This is a genomic window from Stenotrophomonas sp. STEN013, from assembly GCF_056760355.1.
This window is the reverse complement of the sequence record NZ_JBRREO010000009.1, coordinates 1-24809: the sequence shown is the minus strand read 5'-3', so window position 1 is coordinate 24809 and position 24809 is coordinate 1. Positions and strand designations below refer to the sequence as shown.

The 24809-nt window shown below is 67.8% G+C and carries 20 protein-coding genes; 7 read left to right on the top strand and 13 right to left on the bottom strand.

Going from position 1 to position 24809, the window contains the following annotated elements:
* Window positions 1–251: 251 nt before the first annotated feature.
* The 3 genes from ACVOMH_RS14205 to radC form a co-directional block, all read right to left on the bottom strand.
* Window positions 252–1124: an SPOR domain-containing protein gene (locus tag ACVOMH_RS14205; protein ID WP_481552380.1), complete on the bottom strand. Its 873-nt coding sequence runs from the start codon at window positions 1122–1124 to the stop codon at window positions 252–254.
* A gap of 20 nt (window positions 1125–1144) precedes the next feature.
* Window positions 1145–2833 carry an arginine--tRNA ligase gene (gene argS, locus ACVOMH_RS14200; protein ID WP_481524097.1) on the bottom strand — a complete coding sequence of 563 codons (1689 nt, stop codon included), beginning with the start codon at window positions 2831–2833 and terminating at the stop codon, window positions 1145–1147.
* 113 nt (window positions 2834–2946) lie between these two features.
* The gene (gene radC / locus ACVOMH_RS14195) at window positions 2947–3621 is read right to left on the bottom strand and encodes a RadC family protein (RefSeq protein WP_054660085.1); all 675 of its coding nucleotides are present in this window, start codon (window positions 3619–3621) and stop codon (window positions 2947–2949) included.
* 95 nt (window positions 3622–3716) lie between these two features.
* Here radC and coaBC point away from each other — a divergent pair, with 95 nt between their 5' ends.
* Genes coaBC through ACVOMH_RS14180 form a run of 3 tightly spaced genes read left to right on the top strand, consistent with a single transcriptional unit; the run spans window position 3717 to window position 7818 of the window.
* Window positions 3717–4970 carry a bifunctional phosphopantothenoylcysteine decarboxylase/phosphopantothenate--cysteine ligase CoaBC gene (gene coaBC / locus ACVOMH_RS14190; RefSeq protein WP_096144940.1) on the top strand — a complete coding sequence of 418 codons (1254 nt, stop codon included), beginning with the start codon at window positions 3717–3719 and terminating at the stop codon, window positions 4968–4970.
* Window positions 4967–5440, top strand: a complete 474-nt coding sequence (gene dut, locus ACVOMH_RS14185) for a dUTP diphosphatase (protein WP_054660926.1) — start codon at window positions 4967–4969, stop codon at window positions 5438–5440. Before coaBC ends, dut begins: the two co-directional genes overlap by 4 nt.
* Window positions 5441–5457: 17 nt before the next feature.
* Complete coding sequence (locus ACVOMH_RS14180; protein ID WP_481552379.1) at window positions 5458–7818, top strand: phosphomannomutase/phosphoglucomutase; 2361 nt, start codon at window positions 5458–5460, stop codon at window positions 7816–7818.
* Between the two features lie 54 nt (window positions 7819–7872).
* Here ACVOMH_RS14180 and ACVOMH_RS14175 read toward each other — a convergent pair whose 3' ends face one another.
* The 8 genes from ACVOMH_RS14175 to pyrE all read right to left on the bottom strand — a co-directional run bounded on the left by ACVOMH_RS14175 (window position 7873) and on the right by pyrE (window position 17445).
* Entirely contained in the window at window positions 7873–8580 is a 708-nt protein-coding gene (locus ACVOMH_RS14175) for a response regulator transcription factor (RefSeq protein WP_481524095.1), read from the bottom strand.
* The gene (locus tag ACVOMH_RS14170; RefSeq protein WP_481524094.1) at window positions 8573–11233 is read right to left on the bottom strand and encodes an ATP-binding protein; all 2661 of its coding nucleotides are present in this window, start codon (window positions 11231–11233) and stop codon (window positions 8573–8575) included. The genes ACVOMH_RS14175 and ACVOMH_RS14170 overlap by 8 nt, the downstream gene beginning before the upstream one ends.
* Before the next feature lie 36 nt (window positions 11234–11269).
* Window positions 11270–11866 carry a potassium-transporting ATPase subunit KdpC gene (gene kdpC / locus ACVOMH_RS14165; RefSeq protein WP_481552378.1) on the bottom strand — a complete coding sequence of 199 codons (597 nt, stop codon included), beginning with the start codon at window positions 11864–11866 and terminating at the stop codon, window positions 11270–11272.
* A gap of 8 nt (window positions 11867–11874) precedes the next feature.
* Window positions 11875–13938, bottom strand: a complete 2064-nt coding sequence (kdpB, locus tag ACVOMH_RS14160; RefSeq protein ID WP_481552377.1) for a potassium-transporting ATPase subunit KdpB — start codon at window positions 13936–13938, stop codon at window positions 11875–11877.
* A gap of 8 nt (window positions 13939–13946) precedes the next feature.
* Window positions 13947–15665, bottom strand: coding sequence for a potassium-transporting ATPase subunit KdpA (gene kdpA, locus ACVOMH_RS14155; protein WP_481552376.1), 1719 nt, complete (start codon window positions 15663–15665; stop codon window positions 13947–13949).
* A gap of 11 nt (window positions 15666–15676) precedes the next feature.
* A complete protein-coding gene (locus ACVOMH_RS14150) occupies window positions 15677–15769 on the bottom strand; it encodes a potassium-transporting ATPase subunit F (RefSeq protein ID WP_481524090.1) in 93 nt (30 codons plus the stop codon).
* A 293-nt stretch (window positions 15770–16062) separates the two neighbouring features.
* Entirely contained in the window at window positions 16063–16770 is a 708-nt protein-coding gene (locus ACVOMH_RS14145; protein ID WP_481524089.1) for a hypothetical protein, read from the bottom strand.
* Window positions 16771–16785: 15 nt separating this feature from the next.
* A complete protein-coding gene (gene pyrE / locus ACVOMH_RS14140) occupies window positions 16786–17445 on the bottom strand; it encodes an orotate phosphoribosyltransferase (protein WP_054660344.1) in 660 nt (219 codons plus the stop codon).
* Between the two features lie 113 nt (window positions 17446–17558).
* Between pyrE and ACVOMH_RS14135 the strand changes: the two genes are divergently transcribed.
* From ACVOMH_RS14135 to ACVOMH_RS14125, 3 genes are all read left to right on the top strand, one after another.
* The gene (locus tag ACVOMH_RS14135) at window positions 17559–18359 is read left to right on the top strand and encodes an exodeoxyribonuclease III (RefSeq protein WP_481552375.1); all 801 of its coding nucleotides are present in this window, start codon (window positions 17559–17561) and stop codon (window positions 18357–18359) included.
* Complete coding sequence (locus ACVOMH_RS14130; protein ID WP_481552374.1) at window positions 18356–19885, top strand: AmpG family muropeptide MFS transporter; 1530 nt, start codon at window positions 18356–18358, stop codon at window positions 19883–19885. Before ACVOMH_RS14135 ends, ACVOMH_RS14130 begins: the two co-directional genes overlap by 4 nt.
* An 89-nt stretch (window positions 19886–19974) precedes the next feature.
* Window positions 19975–20202: a hypothetical protein gene (locus tag ACVOMH_RS14125; RefSeq protein ID WP_054660813.1), complete on the top strand. Its 228-nt coding sequence runs from the start codon at window positions 19975–19977 to the stop codon at window positions 20200–20202.
* Window positions 20203–20209: 7 nt separating this feature from the next.
* Here ACVOMH_RS14125 and ACVOMH_RS14120 read toward each other — a convergent pair whose 3' ends face one another.
* Together ACVOMH_RS14120 and ACVOMH_RS14115 are read right to left on the bottom strand one after the other, a co-directional pair.
* Complete coding sequence (locus ACVOMH_RS14120; protein ID WP_481552373.1) at window positions 20210–21334, bottom strand: anhydro-N-acetylmuramic acid kinase; 1125 nt, start codon at window positions 21332–21334, stop codon at window positions 20210–20212.
* 73 nt (window positions 21335–21407) lie between these two features.
* On the bottom strand, window positions 21408–22868 hold the full coding sequence (locus tag ACVOMH_RS14115; RefSeq protein ID WP_057506148.1) for a M23 family metallopeptidase: 1461 nt from the start codon (window positions 22866–22868) through the stop codon (window positions 21408–21410).
* A gap of 166 nt (window positions 22869–23034) precedes the next feature.
* Here ACVOMH_RS14115 and tyrS point away from each other — a divergent pair, with 166 nt between their 5' ends.
* Window positions 23035–24249 (top strand): tyrosine--tRNA ligase, encoded by a 1215-nt coding sequence (tyrS, locus tag ACVOMH_RS14110; RefSeq protein ID WP_481524085.1) that lies wholly within the window; start codon window positions 23035–23037, stop codon window positions 24247–24249.
* The last annotated feature ends 560 nt before the right edge of the window (window positions 24250–24809 follow it).

The window sequence follows — 24809 nt, the reverse complement described above, 5'->3', positions numbered from 1 at the left end:
CGCGTTCGAGCAGGTTGGGCAAGCAAAGCCCCCGGCTGCGCTTACCCAGGCTACAAAGGCACAGACAAAAAGCCCCGACATCAACCGATATCGGGGCGTGAATGCTCCAGATGCTTCACCAGCGAACCAATAGTCGCAACAGCCCCCTTTAGTTAAGGGGGCGCGCCGACAGGCGCGGGGATATGGAGAAAACGGGCACGGGGCTCATAGTTTGCCAAGCAAACTATGGGGTAACACCGCCGGCAGCGGTGTTACTGCGCCTTGATCGCCATCGCCTGCAGACCGCTGCCGTTGAGCTTGGCCTTGGCTTCGGCCAGTTCGCTGGCGGTGCCGTATGGGCCCATGCGTACGCGGTAGACGGTGTTGCCGTTGATCTGCGCCGATTCCACGCGCGCCGCCAGGCCCATCATTGCCAGCTTGGCCTTGGTGGCTTCCGCATCGCCGGATGCCCCGAAAGCGCCGGCCTGCAGGATGTAGCGCACGTTCTCCGCCGGGGCCGTTGTGGCCGCCGTCGGTGCGGGCGCAGCCGCGGCCGGTTTGGGCGCCGGTTGAGCGCTGGCGACCTGTGCCGGGGAGCTCGCTGCAGGACGGGCCGGGGTGCTTTCGGCCACCGGTCCGGGCTGACGCGGGGTTTCGGCGACCGGCGCCGGCAACGGTGCCGGCAACGGTGCCGGAACCGGACGGCCTTCCAGCGCCGCCTGCGCGCGCTGGGCTTCGGTCGCCGGTGCAGCGGCCGCCGCGGCGCGGGCGGCGGCTTCGCGGCGCTGTTCCTCGGCCTTGGCACTGGCCGCCAGTTCAGCATCGGGCATCTGCACTTCCGTGCCTGGCAGCAACGTGTAGAAGTCGTACTGGGTGGCCGGCTTGTCCTCGGCCTTGGCCGCTGGCGTCGGCCGGGCCGGCGTCACGCCGGCGTCCAGATCCGCATCGGCCACGGGGGCCGGCTGCGCATCGGGGTTGGGTTGCGGGCCGACCCGCAGGAAGCCGTCGCCGTCCTTCTTGAACAGGTCCGGCGCCGCCAGGAACACCACGGCGGCGATCGCCGCACCGGCAACCAGCCACACCCAGCCGGGCGTGCCGTTGTTGCTGTTGCGTCGCGCCTGACTCTTGCCGCGTCGTGCTGCCATGTCTACTGCGTCTCCTTGACTTACATCTTTTCCGGGGCGCTGACGCCCAGGATGCCCAGGCCGTTGGCCAGCGTCTGCCGCACCGCGCAGGCCAGTGTCAGCTTGGCGTTGCGCTCGGCAGCCTCATCCACCAGCACCGGCGTGCCGTGATACCACGTGTGGAAAGCGTGCGCCAATTCACGCAGGTACTGTGCGACCTGGTGCGGTTCCAGCGCGATGCCGGCGCTTTCCACCACTTCCGGATAACGCGAGATCTCGTTCATCAGCTCCAGCGACAGCGCGTCGCCCAGCACCGCCAGCGCGGCCAGATTGTCGGCCTGGGTGTAGTCCAGGCCCTTCTCCTGCGCCTGGCGCAGCAGCGAGCAGACCCGGGCATGGGCGTACTGCACGTAGAACACCGGGTTGTCGCTGCTCTGCTGGCGGGCCAGGTCGATGTCGAAGGTCAGCTGCGAATCGGGCTTGCGCGCGATCAGGAACCAGCGCACCGCATCGGCGCCGACTTCCTCGATCAGGTCGCGCAGGGTCAGGTAGCTGCCGGCGCGCTTGGACAGCTTCACTTCCTCGCCACCGCGCATCACCGTGACCATCTGGTGCAGCACGTATTCGGGCCAGCCCTGGGGAATGCCTACATCCAGCGCCTGCAGGCCGGCGCGCACGCGTGCCAGCGAACCGTGGTGGTCGGCGCCCAGCTCGGTGATCGCGCGCTCGTAGCCGCGCTGCCACTTGCTCAGGTGGTAGGCCACGTCCGGCAGAAAGTAGGTGTAGGTGCCGTCGGACTTGCGCATCACGCGGTCCTTGTCGTCACCGAAATCGGTGGAGCGCAGCCACAGCGCGCCGCCTTCCTCGTAGGTGTGGCCGGAGGCGTTGAGCTGGGCCACGGTCTCTTCGACCTTGCCGTCCTTGTACAGCGAGCTTTCCAGGAAGTAGATGTCGAAATCAACGCCGAATGCAGCCAGATCCTGGTTCTGCTCGTTGCGCAGGTAGGCCACGGCAAAGCGGCGGATGGCCTCGATGTCCTCGGCATCCTTGGCACCGACCACCTGGCTGCCTTCCAGTTCCACGGTCTGGCCGGTCAGGTAGGCGGTGGCCACATCGCCGATGTACTCGCCGTTGTAGGCCTCGCTGGGCCACTGCGCGTCGCCCGGCTTGAAACCGCGCGCACGGGCCTGCACCGACTTGGCCAGATTCTCGATCTGCACGCCGGCGTCGTTGTAGTAGAACTCGCGCTTGGCGTTCCAGCCGTTGGCTTCCAGCACGCGGGCGATGCAGTCGCCGATCGCGCCGGCGCGGCCGTGGCCGACGTGCAGCGGGCCGGTCGGGTTGGCCGAGACGTATTCAACGCCCACGGTGCGGCCGTTGCCGGTCAGGTTGCGACCGTAGTCCTGGCCCTCTTTGAGTACGCTGACCACTTCGCGCTGGTAGGCCACCGGCGCGAACTTGAAGTTGATGAAGCCCGGGCCGGCGATCTCGACACTGGCGATGTCGTCGCTGGCTGGCAGTGCCGCCACCAGTGCCTGGGCGATGGCGCGCGGATTGCTGCGCGCGGCCTTGGCCAGCAGCATCGCGGCATTGGTGGCGAAGTCGCCGTGTTCGCGGGTCTTGGGTCGTTCGACCACGAAATCCGGCGGCAGGGTGTCGGCAGGCAGGGTGCCGTTGGCGCGCAAGGCTTCGATGCCTTGGCCGATGAGGGCGCGGAGTTGGGCTTTCACGTGACTATCTGCTTGAAGCGCGGAACTGCCCATTTTACCTGAGCGATGGCCCGGCCGCCTTGCCGGGGCGCGTGCCTGGCGGTCAGGAATGTCAAAGAATCCGCGGTTTTGGTTCAGATCCAGCCGCGTGCGGCCAGCGAGACTGGGGCGCCATCACCGATCACGAAGTGGTCCAGCAGGCGGATATCGACCAGCGCCAGCGCCTGTTGCAGGCGGGTGGTGATGGCCCGGTCGGCGGCGGAGGGCTCCGGATTTCCCGACGGGTGGTTGTGCCCGATCATCACCGCCGCCGCATTGTGGGCCAAGGCGCGACGCACCACTTCGCGAGGATGCACCTCGGCGCCGTCGATGGTGCCGGCGAACAGCTCCTCGAAGGCCAGCGCCCGGTGCCGGGTATCCAGAAACAGCGCGGCGAACACCTCATGCGGCCGCGCGCGCAGGCGCTGGGCGAAATAGCGGCCGGCAGAGGTGGGATCGCTCAGGGCGATACCGCGTTCCAGCTCGGCGGCCAGATGGCGCTGGCCCAGTTCCAGCGCGGCGCTGAGCTTGCAGGCGCGGGCCGGCCCCAGGCCCGGCAGCTGCGCCAGTTCATCGGCGTTGCGATCCAGCAGTTGCCGCAGCGGACCATGGGCCAGCAGCAGGTCGCGTGCGGTCTGCACCGCGTCGCGGCCGCGTAGGCCCGAACCGAGGAAAATCGCCAGCAGCTCGGCATCGGAGAGGATGCCCGCGCCCCGGGCCAGCAGCTTCTCGCGGGGACGCTCGGCAGTGGGCCAGTCGCGGATATGCATGCCCACAGACTGGGCGCCAGTGGCCAGAAATGGGATCAGGCGATGCCGACCCTTCGGGTAAGCTAAACGTTCTTGTGCAGGTAGGAATTTTCCTCGTGACCGGCTTTCCCCAGAGTCCACAGACGCCATCGCGATCGTTGGAAGGACAGAAACTGTTGTTGTGCGTGGGCGGCGGCATTGCCGCCTACAAGGCGCTGGAGCTTGTGCGCCGGCTGCGCGATGCCGGCGCGCAGGTGCAGGTGGCGATGACCGCAGGGGCGCAGCAGTTCGTCACGCCGCTGAGCTTCCAGGCCTTGTCGGGCCAGCCGACCCGCACCACGCTGTGGGACAGCGCCGCCGAACAGGCGATGGGACATATCGAGCTGGCGCGCTGGGCCGACCGCATTGTCGTGGCCCCGGCCACGGCCGATCTGCTGGCGCGGCTGGCCCATGGCAACGCCGACGATCTGGTAACCACCCTGTGCCTGGCCACCACCGCGCCGCTGACCGTGTGCCCGGCGATGAACCATCGCATGTGGTTGCACCCGGCCACGCAGGCCAATATCGCGCTGCTGCGCGAGCGCGGCGCACAGGTGATCGGGCCTGAAGACGGTCCGCTGGCCGAGGGCGAATCCGGCCCCGGCCGCCTGAGCGAGCCGTTGGCGATTGTCGCGGCGTTGGCAGGTCATGCGGGTCCGGCCGCGGCCACTGTGCCGGGCCGGCTGCACGGCCTGCGGGTGCTGATCAGTGCCGGCCCGACCTACGAGGATCTGGATCCGGTGCGTTATGTCGGCAACCGCTCCAGCGGCAAGATGGGCTATGCGCTGGCCGCCGCCGCCGCCGCCCGGGGCGCGCAGGTGACACTGGTCAGCGGGCCGGTGCAGTTGCCGACGCCGGCCGGGGTCACCCGGATCGACGTGCGCTCGGCCGCGCAGATGCGCGAGGCGGTGCTGGGCGCGCTGCCGGCGGACATCTATATCGGCGCGGCCGCAGTGGCCGATTACACCCCGCGCCAGGTCTCGTCGCAGAAGCTGAAGAAGACCGCCGACAGCCAGACCCTGACGCTGGAGCTGGTGCGCACCCCGGATATCCTGGCCGAAGTGGCCGCGCAGACCCAGGCGCTGAAGCTGGTGGTCGGCTTTGCCGCCGAGACCCACGAGGTGGAGAAATATGCGCGCGGCAAACTGGTGGCCAAGCATCTGGACCTGATCATCGCCAACCAGGTCGGCATCGCCGGCAACGGCTTTGAGAGCGACCAGAACGCGGCGGTGGCCTACTGGGATGGCGGCCAGCGCGAGTTCCCGGGCACCGCCAAGACCCGGCTGGCCGAACAGCTGCTGGACCTGATCGCCGAGAGGTTGGATGCATGAATGAGGCAAGTGCGCTGCAGCCGTTGCAGGTGAAATTGCTGGATCCCCGCTTCGGCGATGCCTGGCCGCTGCCGGGCTACGCCACCGAAGCCAGCGCCGGCATGGACCTGCGCGCGGCGATCGAAGCGCCGATGACGCTGCCGCCGGGCGATGCGGCGCTGCTGCCCAGCGGTATCGCCATCCATATCGCCGACCCCAACCTGTGTGCGGTGGTGCTGCCACGCTCCGGGCTGGGCCATCGCCATGGCATCGTGCTGGGCAACGGCACCGGCCTGATCGATGCCGACTACCAGGGGCCGCTGCTGATCAGCGTCTGGAACCGGGGCCGTGACGCCTTCACCATCGAACCCGGCGACCGCATCGCGCAGCTGGTGGTGATGCCCATCGCCCGCGTCACGTTGCAGGTAGTGGATACTTTCATCGACAGTGCACGTGGAACGGGTGGGTTTGGCCACACCGGGGTGCGCTGACAGGGGGGAAACGCACGATGAGCCAAGGTAAGGAAAGCCAACGCCCGCGCGTGGCGCTGGGCCGTTCAACGCCGCTGCTGGCGGTGCTGCTGTTGCTGCTGGCGGGCTGGTTCGGCTGGAGCGCGTTCAACCAGTGGCTGCAGGCCGATACCGGCACTGCGCTGGAACAGGCGCGCGATCGCGCCGTGAGCGACGTGCAGCAGGCGGTCAGCGCGCAGCTGGTGCAGTTCGGCAAGCAGCTGGAGCGGGCGCCGGTACAGGCCGCGCTGGCGACCGGTGATGCCACCGCCACCGCGCTGGCGGTGCGGGAGCAGTGGACCGGTGTGGAGGACGCGCAGGTGCTCGACGCCACGCTGTCCAGCGCCTATGCCGATCCGGCCACCTTCGGCTATTCGCGCCTGGCGCTGCTGGAGCTGGCGCTGGCCGAGGGCAAGCCGGTCGCGCGGGTGGTACGCGATGCCAATGGCCCGCGTCTGGGCCTGGCCGCGCCGGTGCAGCTGCACGGGCAGCCGGCGGTGGTCTACATCCGCCAGCCGCTGACCCGCCTGACCTCGGTATTCGATCCGATCCAGTCGCCGGACCGGGCGTTTCTGGGCCTGCGCCAGGGCGGCTTCACCATCCTGCAGAAGGGCAATACCGGCCTGGGCGGCAGTGCCGATGCGCTGGCCCGTCCGGTCGGCGACACCGGCCTGCGCGTGGTGGCCGAATTGCCGGATGTCGACGCAGGCCCGCTGGGTCTGGGGGCGATTCCCTGCGCGGTGGTGGCGTTGCTGCTGCTGGTGACGGCGCTGCTGTTGCTGTTCGGGCGCAAGCGCCTGGCCAGCCTGCCGACGCTGCGCAGGAAGGGCGAGGTCGAAGAAGACAGCGGCATCACCCTGCATGAAGTCCTGCAGCAGGACCCGCTGCCGCCCGCGCCCGGCGCCGCGCGGGCCGGTGGCGAGGCGACGGTACAGGCCGAACCCGGTGCCGAGGCGGTGCCGCCGGGCATTTTCCGCGCCTACGATATCCGCGGCGTGCTGGGCAGCGAACTCAATGCCACGGTCGCCACGCTGATCGGCCAGGCCATCGGCAGTGCGATGCAGGCGCAGGGCCTGCGTGATGTGGTGGTCGGCCGCGATGGCCGGCTGTCCGGGCCGGAACTGGCCGACAGCCTGATCCAGGGCCTGCGCCTTGCCGGCTGCGATGTCATCGACATCGGACTGGCGCCGACGCCGGTGGTGTATTTCGCCAGCTACCACCTGCGCGCCGGCAGCTGCGTGGCGGTGACCGGCAGCCACAATCCGCCGGATTACAACGGTTTCAAGATCGTGATCGGTGGTGAAACGCTGTCCGGTGCCGCCATTACCGACCTGTACACGCGTATCCAGGAAGGCCGTCTGCAGCGTGCCGAGACGCTTGGCGGGCTGCAGCAGCGCGAGGTGATCGACGAGTACATCCTGCGCATCGCCGACGACGTGCAGCTGGACCGTCCGCTCAAGGTGGTGGCCGATGCCGGCAACGGGGTGGCCGGGGCGGTGGCGCCGCAGCTGCTGGAAGCCATCGGTGCCGATGTCATTCCGCTGTACTGCGATGTCGATGGCAGCTTCCCCAACCACCACCCGGATCCGAGCGAACCGGACAATCTGGAAGACCTGATCCAGACGGTGAAGCGCTTCGACGCCGATATCGGCGTGGCCTTCGATGGCGATGGCGACCGCCTGGGCGTGGTGACCAGGGATGGCAAGGTGATCTACGCCGACCGTCTGCTGATGCTGTTCGCCGCCGATGTGCTGATGCGCAATCCCGGCGCGATGGTGATCTACGACGTGAAGTGCACCGGCAAGCTGTCGGACTACATCCTGCGCCATGGCGGCAGCCCGATGATGTGGAAGACCGGGCACTCGCTGGTCAAGGCCAAGATGCGTGAGACCGATGCCGAGCTGGCCGGCGAGATGAGCGGCCACTTCTTCTTCAAGGAGCGCTGGTACGGCTTTGACGACGGCCTGTACGCGATGGCGCGATTGCTGGAAATCCTCGCCCAGCGTGAAGAGGACCCGGCCGAGGTGTTGAATGCGCTGCCCGATGCGGTCTCCACGCCGGAGCTGAAAGTGGCGGTGGAGGCGGGCACCCAGCACGCGCAGGTGGCATTGATCGCCGCCGCGGTGCAGGCCCAGGCGCAGGTCGAAGGCTCGCCCTTCGCCGGTGCGCGCCTGGCCACCATCGACGGCCTGCGGGTGGATTTCAACGACGGCTGGGGCCTGGTGCGCGCCTCCAACACCACGCCGGTGCTGGTGCTGCGCTTTGAGGCCAACGACGAGGCTGGACTGAAACGCATCCAGGAGCTGTTCCGCGAGCAGTTGCTGCAGGTGTTGCCGGCGGGCACCGACCTGCCGTTCTGAGCGCCGTCCCCGGCTGAAAACCGAGGCCGTCCGCGGACAACGCGGGCGGCCTTGTCAGTTGCCGGCAAAGCGCAGGCCGACACCGGGCTCGGTGAACACATAGCGCGACTGCAGGGCCGAGTCGCCCAGTTTGTGCCGCAGCCGTCCCACCAGGATGCGCAGGTAATGGGTGTCATGCCGATGCGTCGGCCCCCAGATCTCCTGCAGGATCTGCGGTTGCGTCACCACCCGTCCGCCGTTGCGCAGCAGCAGGGCGAGCAGGGCGTACTCCTTGCGGGTCAGGGCGATCCCCTCACCGTCCACACGCACCTCGCGCCGGGCCAGGTCGATATGCAGGTGGCCATCGTCGAACACCGGCACCTGGCCTTCGCTGTCGGTGCTGCGGCTGCGCAGCAGCGCCCGCACCCGTGCCATCAGCTCCCGGGTGCCGAACGGTTTGGTCACGTAGTCATTGGCGCCGTTGTCCAGGGCGCGCACTTTCTCGGCTTCGCCGGCGCGCACGCTGAGCATGATCACCGGCACCTGGCTCCATTGCCGCAGCTCGGCCAGCACCTCGTGGCCTTCCATGTCGGGCAGGCCGATATCCAGCACCACCAGGTCGGCGCCGTCCTCGGCCAGCTGCCGCAGGCCATCGGCAGCGGTGGCGGCCTGGGCCACCGCATAGCCCTGCGTACGCAGGGAAATGTCGAGGAAGCGGCGGATCTGCACTTCATCGTCGATCACCAGCACCCGCGCTGGTGGAATGGCCGGGGCGCTATTCATCTTCGTGCGGGCCGGACGGTGCCGGCTGGAGCTGGGGTAGAGTCATGCGGATCAGCGTACCGCGTCCACCCGGACCGGCCAGTGCCTCCACGCGGCCGCCGTGGGCGCCGATCATGCCCTGGCAGATGGTCAGGCCCAGGCCGGTGCCCTGGCGGCCACGGTCACCCCGCTCCACGCTGTAGAACATGTCGAAGATGCGCGCGCGCTCGGCATCAGGAATACCGGGGCCTTCGTCGATCACCTCGATGCACAGTTCGCCATCGCGCTGGCGGGCACGCACTTCCACCGGAACGCCCGGCGGCGAGAACCTGGCCGCGTTCTCCATCACGTTGAACACCGCCTGTTCGACCAGCGCCGGGTGCACCCAGATCGGCGCCAGCGCGGCCGGAATGTCCAGCTGCAGGCGCACCTCGGGTTGATAGCGCTGCAGGCGCCGCGCGGCCGAGCCGATCAGTTCGTCCACGCCGATCCAGTCGCGGTTGAGCTTGAGCCCGTCGTGGCCGAGCCGGGTCATGTCGAGCAGGTTCTGGATGTAGCGGTCCAGCCGTTCGCCCTCGACCACGATGGTGTCGAGCAGGGTGCGGCGGTCGCCGGCATCCATCGCATCGGCGTAGTTGGACAGGCTGTCGGCCGAGCCGATCATCGCCGCCAATGGCGAGCGCAGGTCATGCGACACCGAGGACAGCAGGGCCGAGCGCAGGCGTTCGGTTTCGTTGTGCAGATGCGCTGTTTCCAGGTCGGCGACCAGCCGCGTGCGCAGGGCGGCCTGGGCGATGTCGTCGGCCATCGCCTGCACCAGCTGGCGTTGCTCGGGGGCAAGCCGTGAGTGCAGATGATCAAAGCGTAGGCCGGCCACGCCTATCGCCCGCGCCTCGCCGTCGAGCAAGGGCAGGAACCACCAGCCGGCGCCGGCCAACGTGTCGGTGAAGCGGCCGGCGGGCTGGCCATGACGCAGTGCCCAGTCGGCCGCTGCCAGATCGGTGTCGCCGGGCGCGGCACTGCCGCTGGTACTGGTGTCGGCACCTAGCCGTACCCAGGCCGGTGCATCCAATGCCTGTTCCAGTGCTACCCGGCCGGCGTGCGCGACCTGGGCATTGTCGGTGGCACCGACCAGTTGCCGCCCCAGCGTCTGCCGCACATTGGCATGGCGATTGGCCGCACGCAGCGCCACCACCTGCATGCGCAGGCGCGATGCCAAGCGGCCGGCAACCAGTGCGGCGGCGAGGAACAGGAAGACGGTGATCACGCCTTGCCGCGCGCTGATCGCAAAGGTGAAGCGTGGTGCGATGAAGAAGAAGTTGTAGGCGAGGAAGCACAGCGTCGCCGCCAGCACCGCCGCGCTCATGCGGGTGCGCGCGGCCACCAGCACCACCGCGACGATGAACACCATCGCCAGATCACTCAGGCCTATCCAGTGTTCGCCCAGCCATGCGGCGAAGCAGGCGCCGGCGGTGGCCAGCACCGCCGTCATCGCATCCTTGCCCCAGCTGTCCGGGGTAAGCGACAGCCCGAAGCGACGCGCATTGGCGCGTGCCTGCGGTGTGCTGATGATGGTGATCTCGTAGTGCGCGCCGCGCTGGATCAGCTGCTGGGTCAGGGTCTGGTTGAGCATCCGTGCGAAAGGGCGTTCGCGGGTACGACCCAGCACCAGTGAGGACACCGCGTTGTGCGCGGCGTAATCCAGCAGCGCATCGGCGATGCCCGGCCCATGCAGCAGCTCGGCGTCGCCACCGAGCCGGCGGGCGAGCGCAAAGGCGGCGTCGATCTCGCGGCGGGTGGCCTCATCGGGGCGCCGGTGCTGCACGGTCACCACCGTCCACGGTGCGTCGCGGCGTTCGGCGATGCGCCGCGCCACCCGCACCAGGTACTCGCTCTGGCCGCTGCCATCGATGGCGACCACAACCCGCCGCCGCAGCGGCAGATTGCCTTCGCCGCGTGCGGCGCGGGTCTCGCGCAGGCTGCTGTCGACGCGGTCGGCCGCTTCCTGCATCGCCAGTTCGCGCAGCGCGGTGAGGTTGGCCGGCGAGAAGAAGGCCTGCAGCGCCTGCGCCGCCTGTTCGGGAACGTAGACTTTGCCCTGCTGCAGGCGTTCGATCAGCTCGCGTGGTGGCAGGTCGACCAGCACGATGTCATGCAGACGATCGAACACCACGTCGGGCACGGTCTCGCCCACGCGCACGCCGGTGATGCGCATCACCACATCGTTGAGGCTTTCCAGATGCTGGATGTTGATCGTGGTCCACACGTCGATGCCGGCATCGAGCAGCTCCATCACATCCTGCCAGCGACGTTCGTGACGACTACCGGGAGCGTTGCGATGGGCCAGCTCGTCGACCAGCACCAGTGCCGGCTTGCGCGCCAGCACCGCGTCCAGATCCAGCTCCTGCAGCTGATGGCCGTGGTAGTCCAGTGTACGCAGGGCGATGCGCGGCAGACCGTCGAGCAGGGCGGCGGTATCGCTGCGGCCATGGGTTTCCACCACGGCCGCCACCACGTCCACCCCGCGCCGCAGCTGTTCCTGGGCGCGGGTGAGCATGCGGAAGGTCTTGCCCACGCCCGGCGCGGCGCCGAGGAAGACGGTGAGCTTGCCACCGGCGTCACGTTGCAGGGCCTCGGCCAGGGCATCGGCCTGGCGGCTGCGGGAGTCGTTCATGGCCGCGATTGTGCGCTGTTGCAGGCGCGGCCCGCATCAGGGCGCATAGGCGGCCTGATCCAGCGCCCGGTTGAGGGCGACGATGTTGATACGCGGCTGGCCGAACACGCCCCATTGGCGGTTCTGTGTGTGTACAGCCACCAGCGTCTGCACGCGCGCTTCAGGCCAGCCGCGCGCGCGGGCCACGCGCGCGACCTGCACCTGCACCGCAGCGGGCGACAGTTCCGGATCCAGCCCGCTGGCCGACTGCGTGACCAGGTCAGCCGGCACCGTGGCCGGGTCGATCTTCTCGCGCATGGCAACGGCGGCGGTGGCCGTGTCCACGCGCTTGTTCAAGTCCGGGTTGCTGCGCGCCATATTGCTGCCGGCCGCCGCCATCGGGTCGTAGTTGGCCGCCGAAGGACGGGTCTGGAAATAGCCATCGCCGACGAATGGCTGCGCCAGATACAGCGAGCCACGCACCTGGCCGTCGGCATCGCGGATCAGGCTGCCATCGGCCTGCGCAGGAAACAGTGAGCCGGAGATGCCGGTCGCCAGCGCCGCATAGACCAGGCCGGTGCCGAGCAGGCCGAACAGGGACAGGCCAATGGCCGGGCGCCACAGCGGATTGCCGGAACGACGGGAGGAGTTCATTGAGGTGTTCATGCGCCAAATACCAGTGCAAGCAGGAGATCGATGGCCTTGATGGCCGCAAACGGCAGCAGCACGCCGCCCAGTCCGTACACCAGCATGTTCCGCCGCAGCAGCGCGGTGGCGGTGGCCGGGCGGAAGCGCACACCGCGCAGGGCCAGCGGGATCAGTGCCGGGATCACCAAGGCGTTGAAGATCAGCGCCGCCAGTACCGCATTGCGCGGGCTCGACAGCTGCATCACGTTCAAGGCCGCCATCGACGGGATGCTGGCGGCAAACAATGCCGGCAGGATGGCGAAGTACTTGGAAACGTCATTGGCCAGCGAGAAGGTGGTCAGCGCGCCGCGTGTGATCAGCTGCTGCTTGCCCACTTCCACCACCGCCAGCAGCTTGGCCGGGTCCGAATCCAGATCGACCATGTTGCCGGCCTCCTTGGCCGCCTGCGTGCCGGAGTTCATCGCCAGGCCGATGTCGGCCTGGGCCAGCGCCGGCGCGTCGTTGGTGCCGTCGCCGACCATCGCCACCAGCCGGCCGCCGGCCTGCTCGGCACGGATGCGCGCCAGCTTGTCCTCGGGCCTGGCCTGGGCGATGTAGTCATCGACGCCGGCTTCGGCGGCGATGGCGGCGGCCGTGAGCGGGTTGTCGCCGGTGATCATCACCGTGCGGATGCCCATTGCCCGCAGCTGGGCGAACTTCTCGCGCATGCCGTGCTTGACCACGTCAGCCAGCTCCACCACGCCGAGCACATGCCGGCCTTCGCTGACCACCAGCGGCGTGGCGCCGCCACGGGCAACCTGGTCCACCCGCGCCTGCAGCTCGTTCGGCACCGTGCCACCCAGTGCCAGCACATGCGCGGTGATGGCATCGGCGGCACCCTTGCGGATGCTGCGGCCGTTGTCGAGGTCGACACCGGACATGCGGGTTTGCGCTGTGAAGGACAAATACTCCGCTTTTTCCGGCTCGGCGGTGGTGCAGGCCTGCTCGCGCGCCAGACGCACGATGGATTTGCCTTCCGGCGTCGGGTCGGCCAGCGAGGACAGCAGCGCGGCGTCACGCAGCTGTGCAGCGTCGATACCGGCCAGTGGATGGAAGTGCGTGGCCTGGCGGTCGCCGTAGGTGATGGTGCCGGTCTTGTCCAACAGCAGCACATCGACGTCGCCGGCTACTTCCACCGCCTTGCCGGATTTGGCCAGCACATTGGCCTGCAGCGCACGGTTCATGCCGGCGATGCCGATGGCCGGCAGCAGGCCGCCGATGGTGGTCGGGATCAGGCACACCAGCAGGGCGATCAGCAGCAGCGGATCGACCGTGACGCCGACAAAGCCCGCAATCGCCGGCAGCGTGGCGACCACCACCAGGAAGGTCAGCGACATTGCCGCCAGCAGCAGGGTCAGGGCGATCTCGTTCGGCGTCTTCTGCCGGTTGGCCCCTTCCACCAGCGCGATCATGCGGTCGAGGAAGCTGTACCCCGGCTCGGCGCTCACCCGCACCACGATCTCGTCGGACAGCACCTTGGTGCCGCCGATCACGCCGGAGCGGTCGGTGTCGGCTTCGCGCAGCACCGGTGCCGATTCGCCGGTGACCGCGGCCTCGTTGATGGTGGCCAGGCCGCGCACGATCTCGCCGTCGGCCGGCACGAACTCGCCGGCACTGACGATCACGTGGTCGCCCGGACGCAGCTCGGCGGCGGGCACACGGTTCTCGGCAGCACCCTGCAGCGGCGTGGTGATGCGCCGTGCGATCAGGTCCTGGCGGGCACGCCGCAGCGACGCGGCCTGGCCGCGGCCACGCGCTTCGGCCACGGCTTCGGCGAAATTGCCGAACAGCACCGTCACCAGCAGGATCGCGGTGACCGTCAGGCCGAAGCCCAGCGGCGCCGTGCCACTGAGGGTGACGACCAGTGCCAGCACGGTGCCGGCCATCACCACCGCCATCACCGGGTTGTGCAGCAGGTACAGCGGAGACAGCTTGCGGACCGAGTCGAACAGCGCACGGCGCAGGTCGGCTGCATCGAGCACGGCGGCGCGGCGCGATGCCGCAGGAGAAGATGCCGCAGGAGAGGCGGAGCGGTTCATGGGGGCGTTCACGGTGAGGGGGCTCCCTGCAGGGCCAGCAGGCTCAGGTGTTCGGCCACCGGGCCAAGCACCAGCGCTGGCAGGAACTGCAGCACGGTAAGGACGATGACCACGCAGATAAGCGTCAATGCGAAGGTCGGGGTTTCAATCTGCAGGCTGCCGGCGCTTTGCGGCACCTGCCGTTTGGCGGCCAGCTGGGTGGCGATGACCAGCGGGATGATCAGGATCGGGAAGCGGCCCAGTGCCAACACCAGCGCACAACTGAGGTTCCACCACACGCTGTTGTCGGCCAGCCCTTCAAAGCCCGAGCCGTTGTTGGCATAGGCCGAGGTGAACTCGTAGAACACCTGGCTGATGCCATGGAATCCGGGGTTGGAGGTGCCGGCCAGGCCGGGGATGGCCAGGGTCAGTGCGGTCAGGCCAAGCAGGGTGATCGGTTGCAGCAGCACCAGCACCGCCAGCATGCGTACCTGCGGCGTTTCCAGTTTGCGACCGAGCAGTTCGGGGGTGCGACCGGTCATCAAGCCAGCCAGGAAAACCGCCATCATCAGGTAGACCAGGAACTGCTGGATGCCGCAGCCGATGCCGCCCCAGATCGCGCTGACCAGCATGTTGACGATGGGCATCATGCCGCCGAGCGGGCTCAGCGAGTCATGCATGCCATTGACCGAGCCGTTCTGCACCTGGGTGGTGATGGACGACCACAGCGCCGTGCCATCGGCGCCGAAACGGGTCTCCTTGCCTTCCATCAGCAGCGCACTGGCGGCGCTGGCACTGTGCCCTTCCAGCCACAGGCTGGCGCTGGTGGACAGCACCGACATGGTCAGCATGCAGCCGAACACCAGCGCGCCAAAGCGCCGCCGGCCGGTGAAACTGCCGAGCATGCAGATGATAGCCATCGGGATCAGCAGGATGCCGATCAGCTCCAGCGCATTGGACAACGGGGTCGGGTTTTCCAGCGGGAAGCTGCTGTTCGGGCCGTACCAGCCACCACCGTTGGCGCCGAGCTGTTTGGCCGCGACCATCGCCGCCACCGGGCCGAGCGGGATCTTCTGCGTTGCCATGCCGGCGGCGGCATCGATCGGCGTGGCCTGCGGGCCGGCGGCCAGCGTGGAAGGCACGCCCTGCCAGTTCAGCAGCAGCGTCCACACCAGGCACAGCGGCAGCAGGAAGCGCAGGCACAGGCGCACCATGTCGGCGTAGTAGTTGCCGACGGTGATGCACGGTGCGGCATGGCCGCTGTCGTTGCCGGCCGGTTTCATGAACAGGGCGCGCAGCGTTGCCACTGCCAGTGCCAACCCCATCATTGGGGTGATCACCTGCAGGCCGGTTATGCCGGTCATCTGCGCGAAGTAGGACAGCTGCGCCTGGCCGCTGTAATGCTGCTGGTTGGTGTTGGTCAGGAACGACACCATGGTGTGCAGCGCGGTGTCCCAGCGCAGGTTGGGGATGTTGTCCGGGTTCAACGGCAACCAGGCCTGGGTCATGAACACGGTCATGGTCAGCACCGCCAGCACCAGGTTGCTGATCAGGAACGCGGCCACATAGCCGCGCCAGGACATGGAATGTTTCGGGTCCACGCCGAGCACGCGGTACAGCGGCTTTTCGATCCAGTGGAAGAGGACGTCGATACGCATCGGCGTACCACGCATCAGCCGGGCCAGGTACAGGCCCAGCGGCCAGGCCAGCGCCAGGCTGGCCAGAAGGATGAGGAGGGGCTCGATCACGGCAGCGCTCCTCACAACGACTCGGGTCGAAGGACCGCGTACAACAGGTAGGCAGCGGCGATCAGCACCACTACGCCGCACAACAGGGCAAGCCAGCCGGGCATGGAAACCTCGAATTCAGGACGCGCTCTCGCCGGTCGTAAGGGCGCGTGGATGGAAGGCGGGGAGCAGCCTGCAATGAGCCTGATCCCCGGTCAGCTAAGACATCGTCCTTCGGCAGGCCATAAACGCGCGACGGCGCGGACCGGATGCTGGCGTAAAAACGGCATAAAAATGCGTGTGCCAGGTGGCGCCATGAACGTCGCCCGTCGCCAAGCGCGGCGGCGGGTGTGTTGCCAGACCCATGAAAAAAGCGACCCGGAGGTCGCTTCGTTCTCGTGCCTGCGGCGCTGCCCGCTCAGCCCTGGATTGGCGCGGGTGCGGGCGCTGCGTCGGGCGCGGTCCCCGCATCGGCGGGGGCCGCAATTCCCTTCAGCTCGCGGTAGCGGGCCAGGCTTTCGGCGATCTCCACTTCCATGGCCTGGCGCTGCTGCTCGAACGCGGTCTGCAGCCGCAGCTGGGCCAACAGCTCGTGGTGGCGCTGGCGGATCTCGCCGGCCTGCTTGTCGCTCACCTTCTGCCCGGCCAGCTCGCGGTTGCCGGCCGACAGCAGCTGCGCGGCCAGCGCTTCGCGCAGGCTGGCGACGTTGTAGAGGGCGGTGTTGATGTTGTTGTCCACGATCGCGGTGCGCTCGGCGAACACCCGACGCAGCGCGTCCTCGCTGCCATAGGTGGCCAGCATCGCCTGCTCGGTCCGCCTGCGGGTGTCGGCCGCGGCCGCATCGATCTTCTGCTGGGCCTCGGCCAGGGCGGCGTCGGCGCGCTCCTCGGCGGTGAGCGCGCGCTGGATTTCGGCACTGCGGGTACCGCTGCGGGCGTTGAACTCCTGGCGCGCGCTGTTCACCGCTTCCGGTGGCAGCGTGTCCGAACAGATACGGCGGCTGCCCTCATCCCAGCAATACAGTTTCTTGCCGGAATCGCCCTTGTTCTGCGCCAGCGCCGGTGCCGCCAGCGTGGCCAGCAGCATCAGCAACGTCGCCCCTGTGTTGTACCGGTCCAGCGCCATGGCAGCCCCCTGCTGTCAGCCTGTTGGATTGCTGCCGTAGCGGCCACGGTAGGCCAGCAGCGGTTCGCGATAGCCGACAAGTTCCGGGTTCCCGGAGGCGAATGCAAGCAGGTCGGCCAGGTTGGCCACGGCGATCACCGGGATGCCGGTCTCGGCGGCCACGGCCTGCGCGGCCGAACGCGCGTCTGTTTCCGAGGCGATCTCCTGGCGGTCCAGCGCAACGACAATACCGGCCGGAATGCCGTTGGCTTCGCGGATGATCGCCAGCGCCTCGCGGATCGCGGTGCCGGCGGTGATCACGTCATCGACGATCAGCACGCGCTTGCCGGCCATGTCCGCGCCGATCAGGGTGCCGCCCTCGCCGTGGTCCTTGGCTTCCTTGCGGTTGAAGGTCAGCGGCAGGTTGCGGCCGCGGTGCGAGAACTCGCAGGCGATCGCGGTGGCCAGCGGAATGCCCTTGTAGGCCGGGCCGAACAGCTGGTCATAAGCAATCCCGGCCGCGTCGATGGCGTCGGCATAGCAGTTGCCCAGCTGGGCCAGTGCCAGGCCGGTGTCGAAACGGCCGGCGTTGAAGAAATACGGGCTCACGCGGCCGGACTTGAGGGTGAACTGGCCAAAACGCAGCGCGTCGGCGTTCAGCGCCAGCTGCAGGAAACGGGAACGGTGGTCACTCATGTAAATGCGTTTTCTTGTCGTCTATTGAAGGCGCCTAGGGTAAAGCATGGCTTCGGCGATTGCTGGGGCGGACGGTATGCTGTGCCTGTCCCAGGTCCAGCCAGCGGTATTCCATGCGCATCATCAGTTTCAACGCCAACGGCATCCGTTCGGCCACCACCAAGGGTTTTGGCGACTGGTTCGCCCAGCAGCAGGCCGACGTGCTGTGTATTCAGGAAACCAAGGCGCAGGAGGCGCAGCTGACCGACGCGCTGTTCCGCCCGGACGGCCACCACTGCTTCTACCGCGACGCGATCACCAAGAAGGGTTACAGCGGGGTGGCGATCTGGAGCCGGCGCGAGCCCGACGAGGTGCGCACGTCGCTGGGCTGGGCGCCGTTCGATGATGAAGGCCGTTACATCGAGGCGCGCTTCGGCAACCTGAGCGTGGTCTCGTTCTATATCCCCTCCGGCTCCTCCGGCGAGCTGCGCCAGGGCTTCAAGTTCGAGGTCATGCAGTGGCTGCGGCCGATCCTGGACGAGTGGCTGGCCAGCGGGCGCGACTACGTGCTGTGCGGTGACTGGAACATCGTGCGCAGCGCGCTGGACATCAAGAACTGGAAGTCCAACCAGAAAAACTCCGGCTGCCTGCCCGAGGAGCGCGACTGGATGAACGGCTTCTGCGCCGACCGGGCCGAACTGGCCGATCCGGCCACGGGCCGTGGCTGGGTGGACGCCTACCGCGCGCTGCACCCGGACGGGCAGGACTACACGTGGTGGAGCAACCGCGGCGCGGCGCGTGCCAACAACGTCGGCTGGCGCATCGACTACCAGTTGCTCACCCCTGGCCTGCGTGAGCGTCTGCGCGGCTGCTCGATCTACACCGGTGAGCGCTTCTCTGACCACGCCCCGTTCACCGTGGACTACGACCTGTGACCGAAGCGGTGGTGGAGGCCCCGCCGGCCGGGCTGCAGCGCCTGCGCCGGCTGTTCGTGATCCTGCTGCTGGGCTTCGCCTCCGGGCTGCCGCTGGCGCTGACCGGCGGGGCGATGCAGGCGTGGCTGACGGTGGACGGGCTGGACCTGGTGACGCTGGGCTTCCTGTCGCTGATCGGCATCCCCTACACCTTCAAGTTCCTGTGGGCGCCGTTGATCGACCGCTTCGACCTGCCGCTGCTGGGGCGCCGGCGCGGCTGGATCGTGCTGCTGCTTCTGCTACTTGCCGCGGCGCTGCTGGCGATGAGCACGCTGTCGCCGTCGCGCAATCTGGCGCTGTTCGCTTCGGCGGCCGTGCTGGTGGCGTGCCTGTCGGCGACGCTGGATGTGGTGATCGATGCCTACCGGACCGACCTGCTGGCACCGGCCGAACGCGGCCTGGGCGGTTCGCTGACGGTGCTCGGCTACCGGCTGGCGATGGTGCTGTCCGGCGGCATCACCCTGATCTGGGCCGAACAGTGGCAGAGCTGGCCGCAGGTGTACCGGGTGATGGCCGCCCTGGCCGCGACGGTGGGCGTGCTGGCGCTGGCGCTGATGCCGCCGCTGCCGGAACGCTTCAAGGCGCCGGTATCCCGGGCCGGTAGCGAGTTGCGCGGCTTCCTGGCGCTGGTGGCCGGCGTCGCACTGGGCGCGTGGCTGGCGCACCAGGCATTGGTGCTGCTGGGACTGGATCCGGCCAGCAAGGACCGCTGGATACGGCTGGTGTTCGTCGTCACCCAGATCGCCGCGGCGATGCTGATGGGCTTGGGCGCCACCCGCCGGGTACCGTTCGAGACCCTCAACGCCTCGTTGCGCAGCTACTTCGGCATGCGCGGGGCCGGCGCGTTCCTGGCGCTGGTGGTGCTGTACAAGGTCGGCGATGCCTTCGCGCTGAGCCTGTCCACGCCGTTCCTGCTCAAGGGCATGGGTTTCAGCCAGGCCGAGGTGGGGCTGGCGAACAAGACCATCGGCCTGCTGATGACGATCGTGGGCGCCATCGTCGGTGGCTTCTTCCTGCTGCGGGTACGCCTGTCCAGCGCGGTGATCGCCTTCGGCGTGCTGCAGCTGGTGTCCAATCTGGGCTTCTATCTGCTGGCCCGGGAAGGGGCCGGCGCCTGGGGTACGGTGCAGGTGCCGGCGTTCAACCTGCTGATCGTGCACCTGGACCAGCCCACGCCGATGGACGGCCTGCTGCTGTTCGCGCTGAGCCTGGACAACTTCGCCGGGGGCATGGGCACGGCGGCGTTCGTGGCGTTGCTCAGTGGCCTGTGTGGCACGCGTTTTTCGGCCACCCACTACGCGTTGCTGTCGGCGTTCGCCACGCTGGGACGGGTGTTCGTCGGCCCATTCGCCGGCGTGCTGGCCGATGCCTATGGCTGGCAGGTGTTCTTCCTGGTGTCGGTGGTGGTCGGTGTGCCGGGGCTGCTGATGGCCTGGTGGCTGCGCCGCGAAGTGGATGCGACCACGCAGCTGGCGCGCGCTGCCTGACGCGGGAAGCTGCGGCAAGCGTTGAATCGCGCGGTGGTCTGTCTGATCATGCCACGGGGGGATCCACCGGTAGCCAACAGGTGGTGGGTATGGCCGATGTGACGTTGCGGGATGTCGATCCGCACCTGCTTGAGCGGATCCGCCGGCTGGCGGTGGCCCGCGGCTGGACGCATGAACAGACCTGTCTGGCGCTGCTGGAGCAGGGCCTGTTCGCCGGCGAGCAGGAAGTGCGCGGCGGGTTCGAGAATCCGGAGGTCGATGCGCTGTCCGAAGCGATTCTGGCGTTGAAGGCGTTGCCGGCCGGCGGCGGGTTCTAGCGGTGTTTCAGGCCGGGTGGATCGCGCCGAGGATGCGCGGTCCGCGCGCGCCACTGACACTGGGCAGGTTGCCCGGGCGTCCTGCCAGCGTCTGCTGCGCCAGCCATGCAAAGCCCATCGCTTCCATGTAATCCGGGTCCAGGCCGTGCCCGGCGCTGGAGCCGACCCGCACGTCCGGCAGCCGGGCCTGCAGGCGCTGCAGCAAGCGCGGATTGCGTACGCCACCGCCGCAGACCAGGACCTGACGCACGTCGGGCAGATGCGCGAGCAGCGCATCGGCCACCGTGGCGGCGGTCAGCTCCAGCAAGGTCGCCTGCACATCCGCCGGCGCCGCCGGGGTGTCGGCGAAATGCGCTTCCACCCATTGAAGGTGGAACTGTTCGCGGCCGGTGCTCTTGGGCGGCGGCAGCGCGAACCACGGCTCGGCGCGCAGCTTCGCCAGCAGGACCTCGTCGACCCGGCCGCGGGCGGCAAACGCGCCGTCGGCGTCGTAAGGACAATCCAGGTGGCGCTGGCACCAGCCATCGAGCAGGGCGTTGGCCGGGCCGGTATCGAAGCCGCGGATGCTGCCGTCACGCGCGATCAGGCTCAGGTTGGCGATGCCGCCGAGGTTGAGCACCGCACGGTCCTCACCGGTGCTGCCGAGCATGGCCAGATGGAACGCCGGCATCAGCGGCGCGCCGTGACCTCCGGCGGCGACATCCCGTCGGCGGAAGTCGGCCACCGTGGTGATGCCGGTCAGTTCGGCGATGCGGCTGGCATCGCCGATCTGCCAGGTGAAAGCCGGGTCGGCCAGCGGCCGGTGGCGGATGGTCTGGCCGTGCGAGCCGATCGCGCACACGCGGGTGCGGTCCACACCGGCCTCCGCCAGCAGCTGGTTGGCCGCCGCGGCGAAGGCAAGGCCCACGGCCGCGTCCAGTTGCCCCAGCGCGTCCAGCGAGGCCGGCTCGCCGCCCTGGCCCAGCGCGATCAGCAGCTCGCGGGTCGGGCGCTCCCACGGATGGGTATGGCCATGGATGAAGCGGCAGCCGCCGTCCTCGGGAAACTGCACCAGCGCCGCATCGATGCCATCGGCGCTGGTGCCGGACATCAGGCCAACAAACAGCGGCAGGTGCGGATCGACAGGCGTCATTGCGGGAACCGGAAAGCAGACGGGCAGGAAGCTTCCAGCTCCCTGCCCGTGGCGTCAACGTGGAACGCGGAGGTCAGCCGCGCTTGCCGGCCGGTGCGGGTGTGGCCGCGGCACTGGCGGTGCGGGTGGCGGCCGGCTTGCGGTTACCGGCGTCGGCATAGATCAGCTCCTCCATGCCCTGGATCCGCGCCATCGCCGGCGCGGTCTGGGCGCGGAAGGCGACCAGCTCGGCGCCCTTGAGCGGTTCCGGCGGCGGCATCGTCACCGACAGCGGATTGCGGTGCACGCCGTTGACGCGGAATTCGTAGTGCAGGTGCGGCCCGGTCGACATGCCGGTGGAGCCCACATAGCCGATCACCTGGCCCTGGGCGACACGCTGGCCGGTGCGGTAGGGGCCCAGCCGCGACATGTGTCCATACAGCGTGGTGTGGCCGCGGCCATGATCCAGGATCACCACATTGCCGTAGCCGCGCTGGGTGCCGGCGAACTGCACACGGGCATCGCCGGCGGCCATGATCGGGGTGCCGGTACGTGCGGCGTAATCCACGCCCTTGTGCATGCGCATGGTGCCCAGGATCGGATGCCGGCGAGAGCCGAAGTTCGAGCTCAGGCGGGCGAACTGGATCGGCGAGCGGATGAAGCTCTTCTTCAGCGGGCGGCCGCTGATATCGAAGTACTCGGACTTGCCGTTGCGCTCGAAACGGAAGCCGGTGTGGGTCTTGCCGCCGGTCTGGAAGGTGGCCGCCAGGATCTTGCCGGTGTCGATGCGCTCGCCTTCGCGCCAGGTTTCATCCAGCACCACGCTGAAGCGGTCACCCGGCTGCAGGTCCTTGGAGAAGTCGATGTCGTACTTGAAGATCTCGTCGGTCATCGTGGCGATGGCCGAGGGCGACAGGCCGGCCCGGCGGGCGGCGGTGTACAGGGAGCTGGTGATCTCGCCACTGGCGACCACGGTGCGGGTGGTGCTGGCGCGTTGCATCACCTTCTCGCGGATCTGGTCGCCCTGCAGCGACAGCTCGACGCGGTGGTTGGCATCGCGGTCGAAGCGGATGCTGCGCAGGGTGCCGTTGACCGGCAGGTCGAAGGCGATCTCGGTGCCGGGCTTGAGCCGGGTCAGCACCTCGCGGGTGCCGGGGTGGTCCAGCACGCGCTGCATGGTCGATGCCGGCACGCCAGCGGCGGCGAACAGATCGCTCAGGGTCTGCCCGCGTTCCACCCGCTGGATCTGCCAGCTGTCGCCCGGGGTCTCGCCGCGGCGGGCCAGTGACAGCGGCGGCAAGGGCAGGGCGAGCGTGGAGTGGGACGTGGGGACCGGCAGATCGATGGCATTGGAGAAGCCGGGCACGATCGTCGCCGCCAACGCGCCGATGGTGGCGAACAGGCTGGCGTGGATCCAATGCCGTCGGGTCCAGCGTTCGTTGAACGCGGCCGGCAGGTGGTGTTTCAGCTTTCGATGCAGGGCGGTGTCGTGCAGGACGCTGAGGCGTTCTTTGAAGCGTTGTTTGCGCGCGGGGCCATGATCGGGTTGGGACATCACTCAGTTCTCTGGCCGGCCCGGATCGCGGGCCTAAACGCGGGTAACATAGACAGGTATCAATACCGCGTCAAACCATTGAGCCACATGGCTTTTCGATCTTGCGGCGCGGTTAACTTGCACTTAACACCATTCATGTTTTTAACGGCGAAGCCGGGAGTTTTGCGTGTCCTCGATTGATGAAGCCCTTGCCCTGATCGGCCGTGGTGCCGATGAAATCCTCAAAGTGGAGGAGTTGCGCCAGCGGCTGGAAAGCGGCCGTCCGCTGCGTGTGAAGGCCGGTTTCGACCCCACCGCTCCCGATCTGCACCTGGGCCACACGGTGCTGCTGAACAAGCTGCGCCAGTTCCAGGATCTCGGTCACCAGGTCATCTTCCTGATCGGCGACTTCACCGGCATGATCGGCGATCCGTCCGGCAAGAGCCTGACCCGCAAGCCGCTCAGCCGCGAGGATGTGCTGGCCAACGCACGCACCTACGAGGAGCAGGTGTTCAAGGTGCTGGACCGGGACAGGACCGAGGTGCGCTTCAACTCGGAGTGGTTCGGCAAGATGAGCGCGGCCGACATGATCCGTCTGGCCGGCCAGCACACCGTGGCGCGCATGCTCGAGCGCGACGATTTCGCCAAGCGCTACGCCGCCCAGCAATCCATCGCCATCCATGAATTCCTGTATCCGCTGGTGCAGGGCTACGACTCGGTGGCGCTGGAATGCGACGTCGAACTGGGCGGTACCGACCAGAAGTTCAACCTGCTGATGGGGCGTGGCCTGCAGGAACACCACGGGCAGAAGCCGCAGATCGTGCTGACCATGCCGCTGCTGGAAGGCCTGGACGGCGTCAACAAGATGTCCAAGTCGCTGGGCAACTACATCGGCATCAGCGAGCCGGCCATCGACATCGTCACCAAGACCATGAAGGTGGACGACACCTTGATGTGGCGCTGGATCGATCTGCTCAGCTTCGATATCTCCATTGACGAGGCCAGGCAGCTGCGTGCCGACGTCGAGGCCGGCACCCTCAATCCGCGCGAGATCAAGCTGCGCCTGGCGCGTGAGTTGACCACCCGCTTCCACGATGCCGCCGCCGCCGAGCAGGCCATCGCCGGCTGGAATGCCGCGGTGACCGGGCAGGGCGATATCACCCAGCTGCCGCTGCAGGAAGTGACGGTACCGGCTGAAGGACTGCGTATCGGGGCGTTGCTGACGGCGGCAGGGCTCACTCCGAGCAACTCCGAGGCCTCCCGCAAGCTCAAGGAGCGCGCGGTAAAGGTGGATGGCGAAGTCGTCGAAGACGCCCAGACCGTATTGCAGCCTGGTTTCGAGGGTCTGCTGCAGGTTGGCAAACGCACCTTCGCCCGCGTCCTGCTGGTAGTGGCGGGCTGACGGCGCAGGTGAGCAAGGCCGCTTCCTCCGGGGAGCGGCCGAAGCCCTCTCCTGCCGGGAGAGGGTAGGGCGACGCCCCTTTGCCTCATCACCCCGCAAGCTTTGATCAGCATCATCTGGATGCGTACTGCTGTGTACACCTATAAGTGCAAGCAAAGCAGTACGGGCCGTTCCAGGGCGCAATGAACGATTGCTCGAAAAAACTTTCCACAACCCCTTCACAAAGCCCGTAAAGAGGCACATACTTCACCTCCCCCGACGCAGGGACCTCGCAAGAGGCGCAAGCGAAAGGAAAGCTTGAAGTCACTGCCTCGAAAAAAGATGTTGACGAGGCAGAAAAGCCGGCTATAATGGGCGGCTCGCTACGACGGAAACGTCGCAGCCTACGAAGATGGCGCTGAGGCCTGATTCGAAGTTCTTTGAAAGTATGCGCAGGTATCTTGTGAGGACGCCTGCAGGAGTGGATGACTGTCCATCTTGCAGACGTTTAATCAAGCAATGATTCAATTGTTTTAATGCAAGCGAAACGTTGCCAGTGGTTGAATTTCTGCAGCTAAAGT